The organism is Streptomyces sp. LX-29 (genome assembly GCF_029541745.1).
Lineage (GTDB): Bacteria > Actinomycetota > Actinomycetes > Streptomycetales > Streptomycetaceae > Streptomyces.
Window position 1 is genome coordinate 5,399,930 of record NZ_CP089746.1, and the last position, 19,900, is coordinate 5,419,829.

At 74.4% G+C, this 19,900-nt stretch carries 13 protein-coding genes; 5 read left to right on the forward strand and 8 right to left on the reverse strand.

The genetic code is table 11. The annotated features are described in order from the left end of the window. Nucleotides 1–199: 199 nt before the first annotated feature. From LRS74_RS22735 to LRS74_RS22760, 6 genes are all read right to left on the reverse strand, one after another. Nucleotides 200–1,027: a tyrosinase family protein gene (locus LRS74_RS22735; RefSeq protein WP_277742746.1), complete on the reverse strand. Its 828-nt coding sequence runs from the start codon at nt 1,025–1,027 to the stop codon at nt 200–202. Between the two features lie 54 nt (nt 1,028–1,081). Further along, nucleotides 1,082–1,516 carry a tyrosinase cofactor gene (locus LRS74_RS22740; protein WP_277742747.1) on the reverse strand — a complete coding sequence of 145 codons (435 nt, stop codon included), beginning with the start codon at nt 1,514–1,516 and terminating at the stop codon, nt 1,082–1,084. Between the two features lie 339 nt (nt 1,517–1,855). Continuing rightward, the gene (locus LRS74_RS22745) at nt 1,856–2,830 is read right to left on the reverse strand and encodes a BadF/BadG/BcrA/BcrD ATPase family protein (protein WP_277742748.1); all 975 of its coding nucleotides are present in this window, start codon (nt 2,828–2,830) and stop codon (nt 1,856–1,858) included. Next, nucleotides 2,821–4,083: a 6-phospho-beta-glucosidase gene (locus tag LRS74_RS22750; RefSeq protein ID WP_277742749.1), complete on the reverse strand. Its 1,263-nt coding sequence runs from the start codon at nt 4,081–4,083 to the stop codon at nt 2,821–2,823. Before LRS74_RS22750 ends, LRS74_RS22745 begins: the two co-directional genes overlap by 10 nt. Nucleotides 4,084–4,579: 496 nt before the next feature. Further along, nucleotides 4,580–5,791, reverse strand: coding sequence for an ROK family transcriptional regulator (locus tag LRS74_RS22755; protein WP_277742750.1), 1,212 nt, complete (start codon nt 5,789–5,791; stop codon nt 4,580–4,582). Nucleotides 5,792–6,172: 381 nt separating this feature from the next. Then, on the reverse strand, nt 6,173–7,252 hold the full coding sequence (locus LRS74_RS22760; protein WP_277742751.1) for a mechanosensitive ion channel family protein: 1,080 nt from the start codon (nt 7,250–7,252) through the stop codon (nt 6,173–6,175). A 259-nt stretch (nt 7,253–7,511) separates the two neighbouring features. On the opposite strand from LRS74_RS22760, the gene LRS74_RS22765 reads away from it, so the two are divergent. Continuing rightward, nucleotides 7,512–8,048 carry an HNH endonuclease gene (locus LRS74_RS22765; protein ID WP_135342018.1) on the forward strand — a complete coding sequence of 179 codons (537 nt, stop codon included), beginning with the start codon at nt 7,512–7,514 and terminating at the stop codon, nt 8,046–8,048. Nucleotides 8,049–8,250: 202 nt separating this feature from the next. On the opposite strand, the gene LRS74_RS22770 is transcribed toward LRS74_RS22765, so the two are convergent. Next, nucleotides 8,251–11,358, reverse strand: coding sequence for a beta-N-acetylglucosaminidase domain-containing protein (locus LRS74_RS22770; protein WP_277744882.1), 3,108 nt, complete (start codon nt 11,356–11,358; stop codon nt 8,251–8,253). A 416-nt stretch (nt 11,359–11,774) separates the two neighbouring features. Here LRS74_RS22770 and LRS74_RS22775 point away from each other — a divergent pair, with 416 nt between their 5' ends. The 4 genes from LRS74_RS22775 to LRS74_RS22790 all read left to right on the forward strand — a co-directional run bounded on the left by LRS74_RS22775 (nt 11,775) and on the right by LRS74_RS22790 (nt 16,844). Then, nucleotides 11,775–12,101 (forward strand): hypothetical protein, encoded by a 327-nt coding sequence (locus LRS74_RS22775; protein ID WP_277742752.1) that lies wholly within the window; start codon nt 11,775–11,777, stop codon nt 12,099–12,101. Between the two features lie 16 nt (nt 12,102–12,117). Further along, complete coding sequence (gene malQ / locus LRS74_RS22780) at nt 12,118–15,048, forward strand: 4-alpha-glucanotransferase (protein WP_277742753.1); 2,931 nt, start codon at nt 12,118–12,120, stop codon at nt 15,046–15,048. 201 nt (nt 15,049–15,249) lie between these two features. After that, a complete protein-coding gene (locus LRS74_RS22785) occupies nt 15,250–15,483 on the forward strand; it encodes a hypothetical protein (protein ID WP_277742754.1) in 234 nt (77 codons plus the stop codon). 386 nt (nt 15,484–15,869) lie between these two features. After that, nucleotides 15,870–16,844 (forward strand): acyl-ACP desaturase, encoded by a 975-nt coding sequence (locus LRS74_RS22790; RefSeq protein ID WP_277742755.1) that lies wholly within the window; start codon nt 15,870–15,872, stop codon nt 16,842–16,844. Nucleotides 16,845–17,074: 230 nt separating this feature from the next. On the opposite strand, the gene pepN is transcribed toward LRS74_RS22790, so the two are convergent. After that, entirely contained in the window at nt 17,075–19,648 is a 2,574-nt protein-coding gene (pepN, locus tag LRS74_RS22795; protein WP_277742756.1) for an aminopeptidase N, read from the reverse strand. Between the last annotated feature and the right edge of the window lie 252 nt (nt 19,649–19,900).

The window sequence follows — 19,900 nt, forward strand, 5'->3', positions numbered from 1 at the left end:
GGTGACCGGGTAACCGCGGGGCGGCGTTCCGGTCACTCGGCAGCAGTATGGCGTCAGACTCTGACAATCTCACCGGTGTTGACTCGATCTTGTTCGGATCGCGATCTTCACCGGAGCCGCGCCACCACTGCTGTGAGCCATCACGCGCCCCGGCGGTGTTCGGTTCCGGTGGGGCGCGTGGCTCGGGGGTCGGGCCGGGTCAGGCGGCCGTGTCGTAGGTGTAGAAGCGGGTGTGGTCCCACATGTCGGCCGGGGTGACGTCGTTCCAGGGCCGCATGGGCTCGTCGCGGTCCACCACGTCGGCGGTGCCGCCGGTCGGGAGGTAGGTCGAGCCGGGGTGGCGCCGCTGCCACTCGGTCCACAGCTTGTCGATGAAGCAGTGGTGCAGCCAGAAGATCGGGTCGTTGGGCGAGACTCCGGTGGCCATCTGGCCGCCCATCCACACATGGACGCGGTTGTGGAGGTTGACGCCGCGCCAGCCCTCCAGGTGGTTGCGGAAGCCGTTCGAGGCGCTGTTCCAGGGGGCCGTGTCGTAGGTGCTCATGGCCAGAACGGAGTCCACCTCGGCCCGGGTGGGCAGCGAGGCGGTGCGGGCGCCCATCTCGCGGACGAGGTAGTCGCGGCTGTCGACGCTCACGTTGATGGGCCACCGGCCGCCGCTGAAGGCGAACGGCCCGGTGGTCACCTGACCGTCGCGCGGGCGGCCGTTGCCGCCGAGGAAGTCCGCGCTCCACACCGTGGAGTTGACGGTGCGGTCGGCGGTCCAGTCCCAGTAGGGCAGCGTCACCGAGGAGTCGATCGCCTGGAGCTCCCGCTCGAACTGGAGCAGGAACTGGCGGTGCCAGGGGAGGAAGGAGGGTGAACGGTGGCCGACGCGGTCGCCGTTGTCGGTGTCGCTCATGATGAAGGAGTTGTGGACGCGGACGAAGCCGTCGTAGCGCCCGCTGCGCTTGAGCTCCAGCACGGCGTTGACGAAGTTGCGCTTCTCGGTGGCGGTCAGGCTCGCCTGGTTCTTGCGCACTGCCATGGGGGTGGTGTCCTCTCGGGGATGGGGCGGGGTTGTCCGGCGGCAGTGGGCCGGTCAGGCGGTCTGGATCGGGACGAGCTCGGCGCCCCGCAGCTTGTCCACGGCGGCGCGCGCGACCGCGCGGGGGTCGCGGAACGTCTCGTAGTGGTTGATGACGCTGATCCAGGTGTCGTCGGCGTTCCGCATCAGGTGCAGTTCCTCGCCGTCGACGTAGACGGAGTAGCCGACCTCGTGGTGGCCGCCACCGTCGTGGCCGCCGTCGCCTCCGGTGGCCCGCCCGGCTATGTGCCGGCCCTGGTAGACCTCGACGAACGGCGCGGGCGCGGCGGTGCCGGCGTGTCCGGTGCCGCCCCCGTGGCCCGCCGCGTCGCCGGTGCCGACGCCCTCGGACCGTACGGCGGCGGTCGCCGCCGTACCGGCCAGCGCGGCCCCGGCGACGGCCATGGTGGTTCCCCTGAGTATCAGGCGACGGGTGGGGTTGGAAGGCATGCGTGATTCCCCCCTCGGGAATGGGCGATGTGGAGCAGGGAGTCGTCACGCGCGGGGGTCGATGTCCCCATAAGGGCTGTTACGTGCCGTAATCACGTGATCAATTCCTGTGAAGCCGGATGCTTGCATGATCACGAGGAGGGCGGGGAGGGTCGGATCGAATCCGGACATTGGGTCTATGAAGGGTCAACCAGTGTTCGGGGAGGAATTGCCCCTCGGTTCGGTCGGGACGGCCTTATGGGCAAGAAACAACCGGAGGAGGGGGTTCCGTCGAAAAGATCTTCGTCGGCGCACCGTTTCCGGTGATGCCTCTCACAACGTGAACATGACGTGAAGGGCTCAGCCGTAGTGCGACCGCAGCCGTTCGTAGGCCTCCTCCCGCGCGGCCACCCGGTCCAGGGCGAGCAGGGCCGCCCCGAGCACCGGTGGGGCGGTGATCAGACGCGGCTCCGCCTTGGGGGCGCGCTCGGCGAGCAGCGCGCGGACGCGGCCGTCGAGGAGCGGATGGCGGGCGGCCAGCACCCCGCCGCCCAGGATCACCGGCACCACCTCGTCCAGCAGCCCCAGCCGGGCCAGCGCGGTGACCGCCAGCGCGACGACCTCCTCGGCCTGACGGACCACGATGGCGCGGGCGACCGCGTCCCCGGCGGTCGCCGTCGCGAAGAGCACCGGGGTCAACTCGTGGCGCCGCCCGTTCTCGATCCGCCCCAGATGCAGCGCCTCGATGAGCGCGTACATGCTCGGCAGCCCGAAGTGGTCGGGCAGCGTCCGGGCCAGCGCGGTCGGCTCGCCGCGGCCGTCCTCCGCGCGCGCCGCCCACCACAGCGCCTCCTCCGCCAGGAACGCCCCGCCGCCCCAGTCGCCGGAGATCCGTCCGACCGCCGGGAAGCGGGCGGTGCGCCCGCCGGGCGCCAGGCCGGCGCAGTTGGCGCCCGCGCCGCACACCACCGCCACACCGCGCGGTTCGCCGGTGTCGCCGAGCCCCGCTCGCAGCAGCGCGAAGGTGTCGTTCGCCACCGTGACGGCGCGCCCCCAGCCCCGCCCGGCGACGGCGTCGGTCAGCCGCCGCTCCTCCTCCGGCAGGTCGGCGTTGGCCAGACAGGCGAAGACGTGCGCCACCTCCGGCGCGGCCCGCGCGGTGGCCTCGGCGACCAGCGGGGCCAGCCGCGCCACCGCGCGCTCCGCGCCGACCAGATGGGGCTGGAAGCCACCGCCGCGGGCGGCGCCCAGCACGCTGCCGTCGGTGCCGACGAGCACCACGTCGGTCTTGCTGTTGCCCGCGTCGATCGCCAGGACGGCGCTGCTCAGGCCCACGCGAGATGCTCCCGGTTGTGTGCGATGAGGTTGTCGGTGAGCCGCTCGGCGTAGGCGTACTGGCCGATCAGCGGATGGGCGAGCAGCGCTGAGAAGACCCGGCCGCGACCGCCGTGCAGCGCCGCCTCCAGGGCCAGCCCCTCGTACGCGGTGACGTGCGCGACCAGCCCCGCGAAGCGCGGGTCCAGCGGGGGCTGCGGCAGCGGCCGCGCGCCGCCCGCGCCCACCGTGGCCGGGACCTCGATCACCGCGTCGGGGGGCAGGAAGGGCAGCGTGCCGCCGTTGACGGCGTTCACCACCTGCACGTCGCCGGTGTCCCGCAGCAGCGAGGCGGTGAGCGCCACCGCCGCCTCGGAGTAGAAGGCACCACCGCGCTTCCCCAGCAGCTCGGGCTTCTCGTCCAGCGTCGGGTCCGCGTACGCCGCCAGCAGCTCACGCTCGATCGCGGCGACCTGCCGAGCCCGGGAGGGCCCGGTGCGCAGCTCCCGTACGACCTCGTCGTGCTGGTAGTAGTAGCGCAGGTAGTAGGAGGGGACGACGCCGAGTCGGTCCACCAGCTCGCGCGGCATCCGCAGGTCAGCCGCGATCGCCTCGCCGTGCTCGGCCAGCAGCCCGGGCAGCACGTCCGGCCCTTGCGGGCCGCCGAGCCGCACCGCCCGCTCCCAGGTGAGGTGGTTGAGCCCCACGTGGTCCAGGCTGACCTCCCCCGGGGCGACGCCCAGCAGAGCGGCGAACCTGCGCTGGAAGCCGATCGCCACGTTGCACAGCCCGACGGCTCGGTGCCCCGCCATCAGCAGGGCGCGGGTGACGATCCCCACGGGGTTGGTGAAGTCCACGATCCACGCGTCCGGGGTGCGGCGGCGCACCCGCTCGGCGATGTCGAGCACCACCGGGACGGTGCGCAGCGCCTTGGCCAGGCCGCCGGCGCCGGTGGTCTCCTGGCCCACGCAGCCGCACTCCAGCGGCCAGGTCTCGTCCTGGTCGCGCGCCGCCTGCCCGCCGACGCGCAGTTGGAGCAGGACCGCGTCGGCACCGTCCACGCCCGCGTCCAGGTCGCCGGTCCAGCCGATCCGCCCCGGGTGCCCCTGCCGGGCGAACATCCGCCGAGCGAGGGCGCCGATGAGCTCCAGCCGCTCGGCGGCCGGGTCGATGAGGACGAGCTCCTCCAGGGGCAGGACGTCGCGTAGCCGCGCGAATCCGTCGACCAGTTCGGGGGTGTAGGTGGAGGCTCCTCCCACCACTGCGAGCTTCAACCCTTGACTCCTGTCCGTGTCAGGCCTTCGACGAAGGCTTTCTGAGCGAAGAAGAAGACGGCGATGACGGGGCCGACCGGGCACGGGCCACAGGGCTCTGACCGGGCGGCGGCTCGGGGCGCGTTCGGGGGGCCCGGGCCGCGCCGCCGGGCGGGGCCGGGGCGGGGGGGCGAGCCGGGACGGACGGCTTACGCGGGGCGGGCGGTCGTGCGGATGGCTTGCGCGGGGCGAACGGGGCTTGGGGACGGCTTACGCGGGGCGGACGGTCGTGCGGGCCGGTGCCTCCATCGCACGGCCGGGGGTGGTGGCTCAGCGGGGCCGATGTCGCCGGGGCGGGGCAGAGGCGGGGCGGCAGCGGGCCGGGGCGTGTGTCGCTCGGAGGGGTCGGAAGGCGGGCCGGAAGGCGGTCGGTGGGCGGGTCGGAAGGCGGTCGGTGGGCGGGTCGGAAGGCGGGCGGTGGGTGGTCGGGCGGTCGGTGGGCGAGGGCCGGGCGCGCTCAGGTCGTGTCGAAGACGGAGTGCCGGGCGGCTCGCAGAGCGGTGCGCAGTGCGCCCTTGAGGATCGGGGAGCCCTCCACGGCGCTCAGCCGCAGTTCGGGCCGGGGCAGAGCGAGGTCGGTGAGCTCGGCTTCGACCAGCGACCGCAGCCGCTCGCCCCCCGCCTGCGGCACCGCGCCGGAGAGCACCACCAACTCCGGGTCCACCACGGCGACGACGGAGGCCAGCCCGGTGGCCAGCCGGCGGGCGAGCTCGGCGAGCACCGCGTCGCCGCGGCCCGGGGTGCGCAGCGCCTCGGCGAGCGCCGCGGGCGCCGCGTCGGCCGTGAACCCGTGCGCGCGGGCGAGCGTGAGCACGGCGGGGGAGGAGACGAGCATCTGGAACCCGCCACCCCCGTCCGCCCCGGCGGTGGCGTCCGAGCCGCCGCGCGCCAGCGGGGCGCCGGGCAGCGGCATGTACCCGATCTCGCCGGCCCCGCCGGTCGCGCCGCGCAGCGGGTTCCCGCCGAGCACGATGGCGGCGCCGACGCCGTCGTCCGCCCAGACGAGCACGAAGTCGTCGAAGTCCTGGGCGGTGCCGTGGTGCTGCTCGGCGACGGCGGCGAGGTTGACGTCGTTCTCGATCACGACGGGGGTGCCGAGCGTTTCGGCGAGTTCCTCGCGCAGCGTGCGGGACTGCCAGCCGGGCAGGTGGGGTGCGTAGCGCAGGGCACCGGTGAGCGGGTCCAGCGCACCCGGCGTGCCGATCACAGTGTGGTGCAGGTCCTTCCGCGTCAGCCCGGCGGCGCTGAGCGCGCCGTCCACCGCCTCCGCCACCAGCCGAACCGTCCGCTCCGGAGTGCCGTCGGCGAGGGCGGGCGCGCGGATCCGGTGCTCGCCGACGACCTCGCCGGTGATGTCCGCGACGGCGGCGGTGATGCCCCGCTCGGGGTCCACGGCGAGCGCGGCGATCCGGGCGGCGGACGGCTCGATCTCGTAGAGCCGGGCGTTGGGCCCCGGCCGTCCGGTCGCGGTCCCGGTCGCCCGCACCAGCCCGGCGGCCTCCAGCCGGGCCAGCAGCTGGGACGCGGTCGGCTTGGACAGCCCGGTCAGTTCGCCGAGCCGGGCGCGGGTCAGCGGGCCGTGGGCGACCAACAGCTCCAGCGCGGCCCGGTCGTTCATCGCGCGCAGCACGCGCGGCGTGCCCGGGGTGCCCCTCGCCGTACCGGCCATACGGTGCCCCTCGTCTCCTGCCGTACGGAAACCCAGGCGTGCCCGCACGGGTTCCCCACGGCTCCCATGGAAAGGCGCTCTGTCAGGAAACCTTCCTGTCGAGTGACCAGGAAGGTAGAGGCGGCCGGAGGTCGGGTCAAGGGTGCGGGGCGTACCAGCGGACCCCGGGCCGCGCGGAGGGGACGGGCACCGGGGCGGGAAAGAGCGTGGCGCGGACCGCGGGCCGAAAGCAGCGACCGCGGAAGGGGAAAGCAACGACTGCGGGCCGAAAGCGGCGACCGCGGAGGGGAAAAGCGGCGACCGCGGAGGGGGAAGAGCAGCGACCGCGCGGGCGGCGCCCCGAGGAGCGGCCCGCGCGGTCGCGTCGTTCGCGCTCGCGCGCTACTTCTGGGTGCTCGGGGTACCGACGCTCTGCGGCGCCAGCGGGGTCGCCGCCTGGGACTGCGGCGAGGTCGGGTTGGCCAGCGCGGAGGGGGCGGCGACGTTCGCCATGGGGTCGGGGACGGACTCCGTCTCCAGAGCCGGGTCGGTCGGGCGGCCGACGATGCGGATGCCCTCCGCGTCCAGCGCCCGCTTGATCCGCCAGCGCAGCTCGCGCTCCACGCCCAGCGCCACCCCGGGCATGGTCTTGGCAGACACCCGGATGACCACCGAGTCGATGTAGACCGCGGTCAGGCCGAGGACCTCCACCGGCTCCCACAGCCGCTCGTTCCACGGCTCGTCCTTCTGCATGTCCTCGCCGACCCGGGTGATCACCTCGTTCACCCGGTCCAGGTCCTCGTCCGCGCGGACCTGCACATCGACGCCGGCGGTAGCCCAGCCCTGGCTGAGGTTGCCGATCCGCTTCACCTCGCCGTTGCGCACGTACCAGATCTCGCCGTCCGCGCCGCGGAGCTTGGTCACCCGCAGCCCGACCTCGACCACCTCGCCGGAGGCCACCCCGGCGTCGACCGAGTCGCCGACCCCGTACTGGTCCTCAAGGATCATGAAGACGCCGGAGAGGAAGTCGGTGACCAGGTTGCGGGCGCCGAAGCCGATCGCTACGCCCGCGACACCGGCGCTGGCCAGCAGCGGGGCGAGATTGATCTCCAAGGTGGAGAGGATCATGAGCCCGGCCGTGCCCATGATCAGGAAGGAAGCGACGCTGCGCAGCACCGAGCCGATGGCCTCGGAGCGCTGCCGGCGCCGCTCGGCGTTGATCAGCAGACCGCCCAGGGCCGTGCCGTCCACCGCCTGCGCGGTGCGGTTCATCCGCTCTATCAGCTTGGTGATCGCGCGTCGGACGACCGTGCGCAGCACAAAGGCTATGACCAGGATCAGCAGGATGCGCAGCCCGATGCTGAGCCAGGTGGACCAGTTCTCCTCCACCCAGCCCGCGGCGTTGGTGGCGCTCTCCTGGGCCTCATCGAAGCTGTTGGGACGGGGTGTCGGGTCTCCGGCCAGAGCAGCGGACCAGAACACAGCAGGAACCCTTCGTGGGGGACATGCCCGGTGGATGACGCGCACCGGGGGCAGACCCTCCACACTAACGGGGCCGCGCAACGGACCCGACGTTGTGTTCGAGAGAGAACCGCTCTCTTGCGGGGGATGAACACAGTGTGGTCGAAAACACTCCCAGGCCGTTACCCGGCGGTGGTGGCGCGTCTACCAGGGATGCGGGGACACTGGGGGGAGATCGTCCCGGCGCGAGCCACGCGCCGCCGGCGTATTAGGAGGCACCGTGCCGCACGTCCTGGTCCTCAACGCGTCGTACGAGCCCCTCGGCGTCGTACCGCTCCGCCGCGCGCTCGTCCTCGTCCTTAACGACAAGGCCATCAGCCTTGAGGACTCAGGCGCCCTGATGCATAGCGCGACCCATGTCATACCCGCACCGAGCGTAGTCAGGTTGAAACGCTTCGTGCGGGTCCCTTTTCGAGGTCCCGTTCCCCTCACCCGCCGCGCCCTGTTCGCCCGAGACGGCGGGAGATGCGCGTACTGCGGCGGCGTGGCCACCAGCGTCGACCACGTCATTCCGCGCAGTCGGGGCGGCCAGCACACCTGGGAGAACGTGGTAGCGGCGTGTCGCCGCTGCAATCATGTCAAGGCCGACCGCCATGTCGCCGAGATCGGCTGGCGGCTGCGCCACCAACCCGCGCCCCCTTCCGGCCTGGCCTGGCGCATCATCGGCACCGGACATAGGGACCCGCGCTGGCTGCCATACCTGCAGCCGTACGGCGCGGACGACGCGATGGCCCGGATCGACGGCATATCCGCCTGAGGACCGGGCCATCGTCGTACCCGCGGCGCGGTCGCGGCGGACGGTGGTCCGGCCTCCCGGCCCGCCCGCCCCCGCGCGGCCGTGCGCCAGCCGCTTCGCGCGGCTCTTCGGCGCCTCTTCGGCCTCCCGTCCTTCGCCTCCCGCCGTCCGTGCAGTGCGCGCTCGCCCTGCGGTGCGCGCCTCGCGTGCCGTGCTTCGCGCGTTACTCCGCCACCGCGAAGGCCCGCACCGACCACAGGGAGTACCCGAACTCCGTCGCCCGCGCGACGCCCTGGATACGGATGAACCGGGCGCCCGGGGCGTCCAGGCGCACGGTCTCCGTCCCGCCCCGCCCGTCGTTCACCGTCGCCGCCGTGCGCCAGCTACGGCCGTCCGCCGAGACCTGGATCCGGTAGCGCGTCGCGTAGGCCTCCTGCCAGCGCAGCTCCAGCCGGCCGACGCGGGCCGGCCGGGCCAGCTCGACCTGGAGCCAGGCACCGTCCTCGGCGGGGGAGGACCAACGGGTCCCGGGGTCGCCGTCGACGGCCGCCGCGGCCGGGAAGTCCGACGTCTCGTCCCCGGAGGAGTCGGCCCGTGCGCCGCTCGCCGCCGCCGCCAGGTCGGGGCCACCGGTGCGCGGGACGGCCCGCACGGTCAGCATCGAGGTCTCCGAGCCGAACCGCACCGGTACGGAGAAGGTCCCCGACCTGGTGCCCGCCGGAACCGACACCGCGATCCGCGCGGTGGTCACCCCGCCGCGCTCCGCCGTGACCTGCTTCGGCGCCGTGACCGTGACGCCGCGCGGGGGCCGGACGGTCAGGTCGCCGCGCACATCGCCGGGGCGGCGGGCCGCGAGCCGGGCCTCCACCACGACGGGCGCACCACCGATCTCCACGTCCGCCACGCTCTGCGACAGTTCCAGCTCGGCGGCCGGGGTGTCGCCGAACCAGGGGGTGACCTCGTGCACGGCGGGCGGCTCGGCCCCGCCGGCCCCCGACCACACCAGCCGCACCGCGTCCGCCCGCACGCCCTTGCCGCTCGCCTGCGTCCAGCCGCTGCCGGAGACCGCGCCGAGCCGCCGCCAGCCCTCGCCCGGCACATGGGCCTCGATCGCGCCGTGCTCCTCGGGGCCGCGGCCGGTCAGCGCGGTGACGGCGGTGAGCGGGCGGGCCCGGCCGAAGCGGAGCGTCACCGGGGACGTCGAGGTCAGCGAGGTGGCGGGGTCGCCGTCGGCGGCCGCGCGGTGCTCCTTGTCGGCGCGCGGCGGCTTCTCCGCCGTCTCGTCCAGCCCCGTCCAGGCGTCCGCGCGGTCGGTGGCCCGCTTCAGGAAGGGCGCCAGGACGCCCTTGCCGACGGTGGCCGGACTGTCCGCGATCTCCTCGCGCAGCCGCTGGATCTCGAGCCGCTCGGCCCAGGCGGTGGCCCCGTCGCCGCGCCCCTGGGCGGTGAGCATGTCCACCGCGCGGATCCCCGCGTCGCCGTAGCGGCCCAGCTGGTCCAGCCACGGCCGCACCTCGGCGCCGAGCTTCGCGTCCAGCCGCGCCGGGGCGTCGCGCATGGTGCGGAAGGCGGACCGCAGTCGCTCGGCCGCCCGGTCCAGCGTCGGGTCCGAGGCTCCCGCCGTCCGCGCGGCCCCGCCGGGCGCCGTGCCGCCCGCCCCCGAGGCGTCCAGGGCGGCGAAGAAGGCGTCGATGCGGGGGCGGAGATAGGCGGACTCCTCGCCGCCCAGCACCGATGAGGCGTCGTTGCCGGCCAGCGCGCGCAGCGCCGCGCGGTCCTCGCGGTCCGGACCGGCCAGGTCGTCGATGGCGGCCAGCCAGGAGGCGCGCGGGTCGTAGCCGCGCGGGTTCCAGGCGAAGTCGGCGGCGGTGAACAGCGGGATCCGGGAGGCGGTGGCCTGCTGCATGGCGTTGGCCAGCAGTCCCGAGGAGCCGCTGGCCACGGCCGGGTCCCGACCGGTGTACGGGCCGAGGAAGACCCGGTCCTTGGCGTAGTCGTTGACGGGGTAGTTGTCCATCGTCATCAGCCGGTGACCGAAGGCCGCGCGGGCGTCGGACAGCTCGCCCCCGGTGATCGTCCTGGGCACCACGCCGACCCCGGTCCAGGCGACCTCGACCCCGTCGTCCAGGGCGTCGGCCAGCGCGCTCCGGAAGTCCGTCGCCCCGTCCTGGAAGTACTCGGTCGGCATCAGCGACAGCGCCGCAGCGCCGGGGTGACGGCGCGCCAGGTGCTCGGCGACGGCGTTGGCGGTCTTGGCCTGCGCCATCGCGGCCGCCTCCGGCCCCGAGCCGAAGACCGAGCGGTCCCGGCCGCAGTGCCACTCGCTGTAGCTGACGTCCTGGAACTGGAGCTGGAAGGCGCGCACGCCCAGCGCCCACATCGCGTCGATCTTGCGGTTGAGCGCCTTGAGGTCGCTCTCGGAGGCGAAGCAGAAGTTCTGGCCGGGCGTCACCGCCCAGGCGAGCGTCACATGGTTGCGCCGGGCGCGCTCGGCGAGCGCCCGGAACTCCTCGCGCTTGTCCGCCGGGTACGGGTCGCGCCAGCGGGCCTGGCGGTACGGGTCGTCGCCCGGGGCGTACAGATAGCGGTTCTGCTTCGTCCGCCCCATGAAGTCCAGCTGCGCCAGCCGCTGCTCCCGGGTCCACGGCGTGCCGTAGAAGCCCTCCGTGGTGCCGCGGACGGTCGCCGCGGGCCAGTCGCGGATGGTGACGGCGGAGAAGCCGTACGAGCCCGTGGCCGTGGAGCCGTCCCGCACCAGCAGTTGACGCAGCGTCTGGACCGCGTGGAACAGACCGTCAGCGTCGGACCCGGACAGCGCGATCGTGGGCGCCCCGGCCACCGTGCCGGTCGCCAGCCGGTAGCCGCCCGCCGGAAGGTCGCCCCGCGCGGGCGCGCGCAGGGCGCGCAGCGCGGCCTCCGCGTCGCGCCCCTGGACGCGCACGACCAGCCCGCGGGGCGGTGCCACCATGCCGGGGCGGCCGCCGGCCGCGGCGGGGTCCTCGGTCAACTCGACGACGTCGCGCGCCCCGGCCTCGTGCAGCAGGAGGCGCAGGGCGTCCAGCGCGTACGGGTCGGAGCTGCCGTCCGCGATCAGGGTGACCTCGTCGCCCACGGGCACGAACGTCCCCTGCGCGCGCATCGACTGCGGCCGCGGCCACACCGGCGGCGCCCCGCCGTCGCTGGTCCGCTCCGGCGCGGCGGCGCCCGAGGGGCCGGGCGTCCCGGGCGGCGTGGGCGCGGCGGTCGCGCTGGGCGCACCGCCGAGCAGCCCGCCTATCACGGCCGCGGCGACCGCGGTCGCCCCCGCCGACTTCGGCCTGTGCGACCGCATCCCCCGGAACTGCACGGTGCTCTCCTCGTTCCTGGTCGTGGTGGCTGGCGTGATGGCTCGTCTGTGGTGTCGTGTGTGTCGTCTGCGGTGTCCCGCGCCGTGTGCTGCGCTCGGCGCTGAGCCCACCACCCCCCTGGCGAGGTGTCAACGGGAGTGACCGAAGTGCCGGTATTGCGGTGGCGGGTGGCCGCGGGGCCCCGGTCGCACGGCTGTTCAGCGCCGTGCGCGGCGCCGTAAGACCGCCGCCCCGCCGGGTCGACATCCGGATGCTCTCCTCCGTCGGAGCCTCCCGGCCGACGATTCGCCTGTAGCCGGGGAGTGTGACCTGACGCACGTTCCCCGAGCGTGGACGTCTGCGATCGCCCGCAGTGGGTAGGGCTGTCGTATCCCCATTTCCGAGACTCACGGAGGCCCGTGTGGCCACGTCCTCCCGCCTTCTGCTCTCCGCCTTCTTCAAACCCGCCTCCGCCGCCTCCCTGCCCGAAACGGCCGCGCCGGCGGACTCCGGGGACCTCGTGCCGGACCGGGAGCCCGACCCATTCGCCGGGGTCTCCGGCCCCGACTCCATGACCGGCGCCTCGGCCTCCGGTGGTGGCGTCGAAGCTCCGCTCACCAGCGAACCGCCGCTGCCCGCCCTCGCGCCCCTGACCAGCGAACCACCGCTGGCCGCGGAGCCGCCGCTGACCAGCGAGCCGACCGCCGCCGGGCTCGGTGGGGCGGCCATGGAACCGATCGAGTTCTGAGCGGCGGGGAGTCCCCATGGACCGAGCGCGACTCGCCGAGCTGCATGGTGTGACCACGTCCTACGAGCCCGAGCCGGGTCGTACCGTCCGCGTGCCCGACGAGACCGTCGTGGCCGTGCTCGCCGCCCTCGGGGTCGACGCCTCGACGCCCCGCGCGGTGCGCGCCGCGCTGGAACGGCGCGCGCTGGCCGACCGCGAGCGCCTGTTGCCCCCGTGCGTCGTCCTCGGCCCCGGAAGCGGCCCCCGGCTCGCCCTGCCCCCGGGCACGGTGTTGCGACTGGAGACCGAGGCAGGGGAGGTGCGGGAGTGGCTCCCGGAGGCGAGCGACCCCTGGGCGGGATCGGGCGCCTCGTGGGCCGGCGGCGACGGCACGGGGAGCACGGACGGAGCGGGCACGGGCCCCGCGGGGCACCGCGCGGCGACCACGGGCGGCGGAACGGGCCACGGCTCCGGGGCAGGGAGCCGTCAGGGCGGCCGCGCGGGCGGTGCGCGCACAGGCGCACCGGCGCGGCGCCAGGCCGGGGGCGGAGGCGTGCCCGGGCCGGGCCGCGGGGCCGGGCCGGGGCGCGCGGCGCGCGCGCGCGCGCGGCGCGCGGCGGGCCGGGCGCCGCGCCGCCGCCCCGCGCGCGCGAGCGCGGAACGCCAAGCGGCCGCCCGCGCGGCCGGCGGGGACGGCTCGGAGCGGGCGCCGCTGCCCCCGGGCGGCCACACCCTCCACGCGCACAGCCCCGACGGGCGGTCCGCCGTCGCCACCCTGCTGGTGGCCCCCGAGGGCATGCCCGCCCCGCCCGGCCGCACCCACGGCTTCCTCGTCCAGCTCTACTCGCTGCTGTCCGCCCGCTCCTGGGGCATGGGTGACCTCGGCGACCTGGCCGACCTCGCCTCCTGGTCGGGGCGGACGCTCGGCACCGACTTCGTCCAGATCAACCCGCTGCACGCCGCCGTGCCGGGCGCGCCGACGGACCCGTCCCCCTACCGCCCCTCCTCGCGCCGCTTCCCGGACCCGGTCTACCTGCGAGTGGAGGACGTACCCGAGTACGCGCGGCTGAGCGGTTCGGCCCGGACGCGAGCCGCGGCCCTGCTGGAGGCGGCCGCGGCGCTGCGCGCGTCCGTGCTCGACCAGGGCGAGCTGATCGACCGGGACGCGGTGTGGGCGCTCAAGAGCGAGGCGCTGCGCCTGGTGCGGGCCGCCCCGATGAGCCCCGGTCGGCGCGCCGCCTACTGCGACTTCCTGGCCGAGCGGGGCCAGGCCCTGGACGACCACGCCACCTGGTACGCGCTGGCCGAGGTGCACGGCCCGGACTGGCGCTCGTGGCCACGCGCGCTGCGCGACCCGCGCTCCGTCGCCACCGCCCGGGCCCGCGGGGAACTCCTCGACCGCATCGACTTCCACTGCTGGCTGGCCTGGCTGACGGACACCCAGCTCGCGGCCGCCCAACGGGCCGCGCTCGACGCGGGCATGTCCATCGGCCTCGTCCACGACCTGGCCGTGGGCGTCCACCCCTCCGGCGCCGACACCTGGGCGCAGCGGGACGTCTTCGCCGCGGGCATGTCCATCGGCGCCCCGCCGGACGCGTTCAACGCCCGCGGCCAGGACTGGGGCCTGCCTCCGTGGCGCCCGGACGTGCTGGCCGCCACCGGCTACACGCCCTACCGCGAGCTGCTGCGCGGGCTCCTGCGGCACGCGGGCGCGCTCCGCATCGACCATGTGATGGGCCTCTTCCGGCTCTGGTGGGTCCCGGAGGGCCGCGACCCCACCCAGGGCACATACGTCCGCTACGACGCGGAGGCGATGCTCGCCGTGCTGGCCCTGGAGGCCCAGCGGGCGGGGGCCGTGGTCATCGGGGAGGACCTGGGCACGGTCGAACCGGGCGTCCGGGAGACCCTGGCCGCGCGGGGCGTGCTGGGCACGTCCGTGCTCTGGTTCGAGCGCGACTACGCGCGGGCCGCGCCCGCGCCCGCGGCCGGGACCACCGCGGGAGCCGGGACCACCGCAGCGCCCGGGACCACCGCGGCGCCCGTGGAGGCCCCGACCGCGGGGCCGTCGGGCGCCGCGACCGATCCCGCCGTGCCGGAGGTCGAGCCGGTGGCGCTGGGGGCGGGGCCGGTGGGCTCGGACCTCGCGGTGCCCGATCCGGCGGTCGCGCCGGCGGTGCCCGAATCCCCGATGCCGGGGCCGGCGGAGGCGGACCCCGTGGTCGCCGTCGCCGTCGCCGGCGCCCCCGCCGGTCCGGGCGCCGCCGCGGCCGCCGGGACCGGGGGCGCGGACGACCTCCGTACCGCCGTGGCCGCCCCCGGGACCGACGTCGGGGCCGCTGCCGGGGTGGACGTCGGGGCGGCCGCCGGGGCCGATGTGGGGGCTGGGCGCGGCGTCGCGACCGGGGCGGTGTCGAGGTCCGTGCGGGACGCCCTGGCCGGGGCGGCTGGCGAGCCCGCCGTCCGGGGTGGCGGGCGGGCCCGTCCGCTGCCGCCCGAGGCGTGGCGGGCCGGATGCCTGGCGACGGCCACGACGCACGATCTGCCCAGTACGGCGGCGCGGCTGACCGGCGTCCACGTCGAGCTGCGGCACCGGCTGGGGCTGCTCACCCGGCCACTGGGGCGGGAACGGGCCGAGGACGCGATCGAGGTCGCGGAGTGGCTGGCGCTGCTCGGACGGCTGGGGCTGCTCCCCGAGGGGCCCGAGCACGAGGAGGCGGCGGTCAGGGCCGTGCACCGCTTCCTCGTCCGGACGCCCGCGCGGATGGTCGGGGTGTGGCTGCCGGACGCGGTCGGCGACCGCCGGCCCCAGAACCTCCCCGGCACCTGGGGCGACCGGTACCCCAACTGGCGGCTGCCGATCGCCGACCACCGGGGGCGCCCGGTCTCCCTGGAGCGGCTGGTCGCGTCCCCCCGGCTGCACGCGCTGATGGAGGAGGTACGGGCCGGCCTCGCCGCCGCGCCCGGCTGAGCGCCGCCCGGAGCCGAGCGGGCCGGGGCGGAGTCGGGGTGGGATATCGGGGTCGAAGGCCGGGCTCGGTGGCGGGCTCGGAGGTCCGGACGGGTGGAGCGCGGGCCCGCTCAGGGCCGAGGGAACCCGCTCGGGCCCCGTTTCGACCCGTACGGGCACCCCGGCCGCGCGGCGCGTTCGGGCGTTCGCTAGGTTGGGAGCGTGGTCAAGAAGAATGCCCTGCGCGCCGGCGCCGTGTCCGCCGGAACGACGCTGATGCTGCTGATGTCGTCCCCTGCGTTCGCGCTCACCCGCGACGACGGCGACGACCCGGGTCCGGGTATGAGTGCCGCCGAGACGCTCGGCCTCTTCGTCGTGCTGCCGATCGTCTCCTTCCTGGTGATCGCCGGCCTGGTGATGCTGGGCGACAAGTCCCGCAAGCAGCCGCAGCAGTAGCACACCTTCGCCGGTCCCCGACCGGCGTCGAAGCCGACTCCGGAGCCCGGGATCGGCGACTCCGCGCCCGAGGTCGGAACACCGACCGAAGGAATCGGACAAAAGCATATAGATGAGGCGCCCCTGGTCGTATCGGCCGGCGGGCGCCTTGTCGCGTCTTCTCGCGGGCGCCCGCCCCGCTTAGGCCGATTGGCCCTGTCTGGAGTCGGCCTCCTCCGCGCCGAACTCGACTTCCCTCACGCCGGATTGACCGGCCGTCCGCCCGCCGCTCCTGGTGGCCAGGGGACCCTTATTTTCGCTTTAACCTACGGTGTCGTAACCTACGGGACCGTTACCTACGGGCTCGTAGGTAACGAGCCGCCCTCTCCCGTCCCCAGGAGCCTGCTGTGACCGTTGCCCCATCCCTTCACTCCGGCCGAGCCGAGTGGAGCGACAGCAAGCTGCTGTACGCGCTCGAAGAGGTCGTGGAGGAGGAGCTCAACCGCCACCTGAAGGTGGCCAAGGAGTGGATGCCGCACGAGTACGTGCCGTGGAGCGACGGCCGCAACTTCGACGGGGTCATGGGCGGCGAGGCATGGGCGCCCGAGCAGTCCAAGGTCAGCGACATCGCACGCACGGCGCTGGTGGTCAACCTGCTGACCGAGGACAACCTCCCCAGCTACCACCACGAGATCGCCACCCTCTTCGGCCGTGACGGCGCCTGGGGCACCTGGGTGCACCGCTGGACCGCCGAGGAGGGCCGGCACGGCATCGTGATGCGCGACTACCTGCTGACCAGCCGGGCCGTCGACCCGGTCGCGCTGGAGCGGTTCCGGATGCAGCACATGTCCGAAGGCTTCGAGTCGGACAACCGGCACAGCATGCTGCACTCCGTGGCGTACGTGGCCTTCCAGGAGCTGGCCACCCGGATCTCGCACCGCAACACCGGCCACCACTCCGGCGACCCGGTCTGCGACCGGATGCTGTCCCGCATCGCCACCGACGAGAACCTGCACATGGTCTTCTACCGCAATCTGCTCGCCAAGGCGTTCCAGATCGCGCCGGAGCAGACCATGGCCGCCGTCCGCGATGTGGTGGTGAACTTCCGCATGCCGGGGCACGGCATCCCCGGCTTCGAGCGCGCCGCCGCGCAGATGGCCATCGGCGGGGTCTACAACCTGCGCATCCACCACGACGACGTGCTGCAGCCCGTGCTGCGCTTCCTCAAGGTCCTGGACCTGCCGGGGCTCGGTGCCGAGGGGCTGCAGGCGCAGGAGGAGCTGGGCCTGTTCATGAACGGCCTCGACGACCAGGCCACCCGGTTCGACGAGCGCCGTGCGGCCCTCCTGGCCCGCCGCGCCGCCCGCGCCGAACGGGGCTGAGCCGAGCGCACGCGTCGCCCCGCACCGCCGGCACCCGCCGGTGGACGCGGGCGGGCACCGGGCGCGGGGCCCGCGGCCCCCGTGACCGGTCCGGTCGATGCCGGTCCGGTCCGGGGGCGTCCTCGCGGTCATCCCGGGCCCGCCCTGGTCTCAGGCCGAGGCCCCCGCCGCGCGCTCACCCGGCCGAGGCCGGAGACCCGAGCCGGAAGCCCTGACCTTCGGCGTCGGACTCAGGCACCCGCCGCCGCGTCGGCGGCCTGGGCCCTGAGGGCACGCTCGATGCCCGCCCGGGACTCGGTGACCAGGCGGCGGAGCGCCGCGTTGGGCTCGGCGGAGGCCAGCCAGGCGTCCGTGGCGTCCAGGGTGGCCTGGGAGACCTGGAGCGACGGGTAGAGCCCCACGGCGATCTGCTGGGCCATCTCGTGGCTGCGGCCCTCCCAGACGCCCTTCACCGAGGCGAAGTACTTCTCGGCGTAGGCGGCCAGCAGCTCGCGCTGGTCGGTCTGGACGAAGCCGCCGATGACCGCCTCCTGCACCGCGTTCGGCAGCTTGTCGGACTCCACCACCGACGCCCATGCCTCGGCCTTCGCCTCCGGGGTCGGCCGGGAGGCGCGCGCGGTGGCCGCGTGGCGCTCGCCTGCCGAGGTCCGGTCCCGCTCCAGCTCGGCGGCGATCTCCGGCTCATCGGCCTTGCCGGTGGCGGCCAGCCGCTCCAGCAGGGCCCAGCGCAGCTCGGTGTCGACGACCAGGCCCTCGATGGTCTCCGAACCGTCCAGCAGCCCGGCCAGCAGAGCGAGCTGCTCGTCGGTGCGCGCGGTGGCGGCGAAGGCCCGGGCCCACGCCAGCTGGTGGTCGCTGCCGGGGGCCGCCGCGCGCAGGTGTCGCAGCGTCGCCTCGGTCCAGGCGGCCAGGCCGGTCGCCCGCCAGTCCGGGGCGCCGTACAGATCCAGCGCCAGCTTCACCTGGCGGTGCAGCGACTGCACGACGCCGATGTCGGACTCCTTGGCGATGCCGCTCAGCACCAGGTCCAGATAGTCGCGGGTGGGCAGCTCGCCGTCGCGGGTCATGTCCCAGGCCGAGGACCAGCACAGGGCGCGCGGCAGGGACGCCTCGAAGTCGCCGAGGTGCGCGGTGACGGCCTTCAGCGACTCCGCGTCCAGCCGGACCTTGGCGTAGGACAGGTCGTCGTCGTTCAGCAGCACCACGCCCGGGCGCTTCCGGCCGACCAGCTCCGGCACCTCGGTCAGCTCGCCGTCCACGTCGAGCTCGATGCGGTCGGTGCGCACCAGCTTGCCGGTGGCGTCCAGGTCGTAGGCGCCGATCGCGATGCGGTGCGGGCGCAGCACCGGCTCGCCGGTCGCGCCGGCCGGCAGCGCCGGGGCCTCCTGGCGCACCGCGAAGGCGGTGATGGTGCCGGAGTCGTCGGTCTCGATCTCCGGGCGCAGGATGTTGATGCCCGCCGTCTCCAGCCACTTCTTCGACCAGGTCTTCAGGTCGCGCCCGCTGGTCTCCTCCAGCGCGCCCAGCAGGTCGGACAGTCGGGTGTTGTCCCACTGGTGCTGCTTGAAGTACGCCTGGACGCCCTTGAAGAACTCGTCCATGCCGACGTAGGCGACCAGCTGCTTCAGCACGGAGGCGCCCTTGGCGTACGTGATGCCGTCGAAGTTGACCAGCACGTCGTCCAGGTCGCGGATCTCGGCCATGATCGGGTGGGTCGACGGCAGCTGGTCCTGCCGGTAGGCCCAGGTCTTCATGGAGTTGGCGAAGGTGGTCCAGGCGTGCGGCCACTTCGACCCCGGCGCGTACGCCTGGCAGGCGATGGAGGTGTAGGTGGCGAACGACTCGTTCAGCCACAGGTCGTTCCACCACTCCATGGTGACCAGGTCGCCGAACCACATGTGGGCCAGCTCGTGCAGGATCGTCTCGGCGCGCGTCTCGTACGCCGCGTCCGTCACCTTGGAGCGGAAGACGTACTGGTCGCGGATGGTCACCGCGCCGGCGTTCTCCATCGCGCCCGCGTTGAACTCGGGCACGAAGAGCTGGTCGTACTTGGCGAACGGGTAGTCGTAGTCGAACTTCTCCTGGAACCAGTCGAAGCCCTGGCGGGTCACCTCGAAGATCGCGTCCGCGTCGAGGAACTCGGCGAGCGAGGGCCGGCAGTAGATGCCCAGCGGGACCGACTGGCCGTTCTTCTCGTAGCTGCTGTGCACCGAGTGGTACGGACCGGCGATCAGCGCGGTGATGTAGGTGGAGATGCGCGGCGTCGGCTCGAAGTGCCAGACGTTGTCCTTGGGCTCGGGCGTCGGCGAGTTGGAGATCACCGTCCAGCCCTCGGGCGCGGTGACGGTGAACTGGAAGGTCGCCTTGAGGTCCGGCTGCTCGAAGCTCGCGAACACCCGCCGGGCGTCCGGCACCTCGAACTGCGTGTACAGATATGCCTGCTGGTCCACGGGGTCGACGAAGCGGTGCAGCCCCTCACCCGTGTTGGTGTACCCGCAGTCGGCGACCACCGTCAGCTCGTTGGCACCTGCCAGCAGTCCCGGCAGCGCGATCCGCGAGTCCTTGAACACCTGCTCCGGGTCGAGCGCCTCGCCGTTCAGCACCACCTCGTGCACGGTGGGGGCGACCAGGTCGATGAAGGACTCCGCGCCCGCCTCGGCGGCGTTGAAGCGGACCCGGGTCACCGAGCGGTAGGTGCCCCCCTCCTGCGCGCCGGAGAGGTCGAGGTCGATCTCGTACGAGTCGACGGTGAGCAGGCGCGCCCGCTGCTGCGCCTCGTCGCGGGTCAGATTCGTGCCAGGCACGTAGGCATCTCCTTATGTCGCGTTTCCGGTCATCCTTCCACGTCGCACCTGACCGTGGCGGGAGCATTTCCGGGCGTGAACGTGACGGTCCGGGGGCGAACGTGACGGACCGGGAGGCGACGGAGGAGCGCCGGGATCGGCGAAGGAGGAGTGTCGCGGGAGGGGCGCGGTCGGGCGACGGGACACGCCGTGGCGACCCGGCGCCGAGAGGCGGCCGGACGCCGGGAGGAGGCGCGGAAGCGCGGCGGGGGC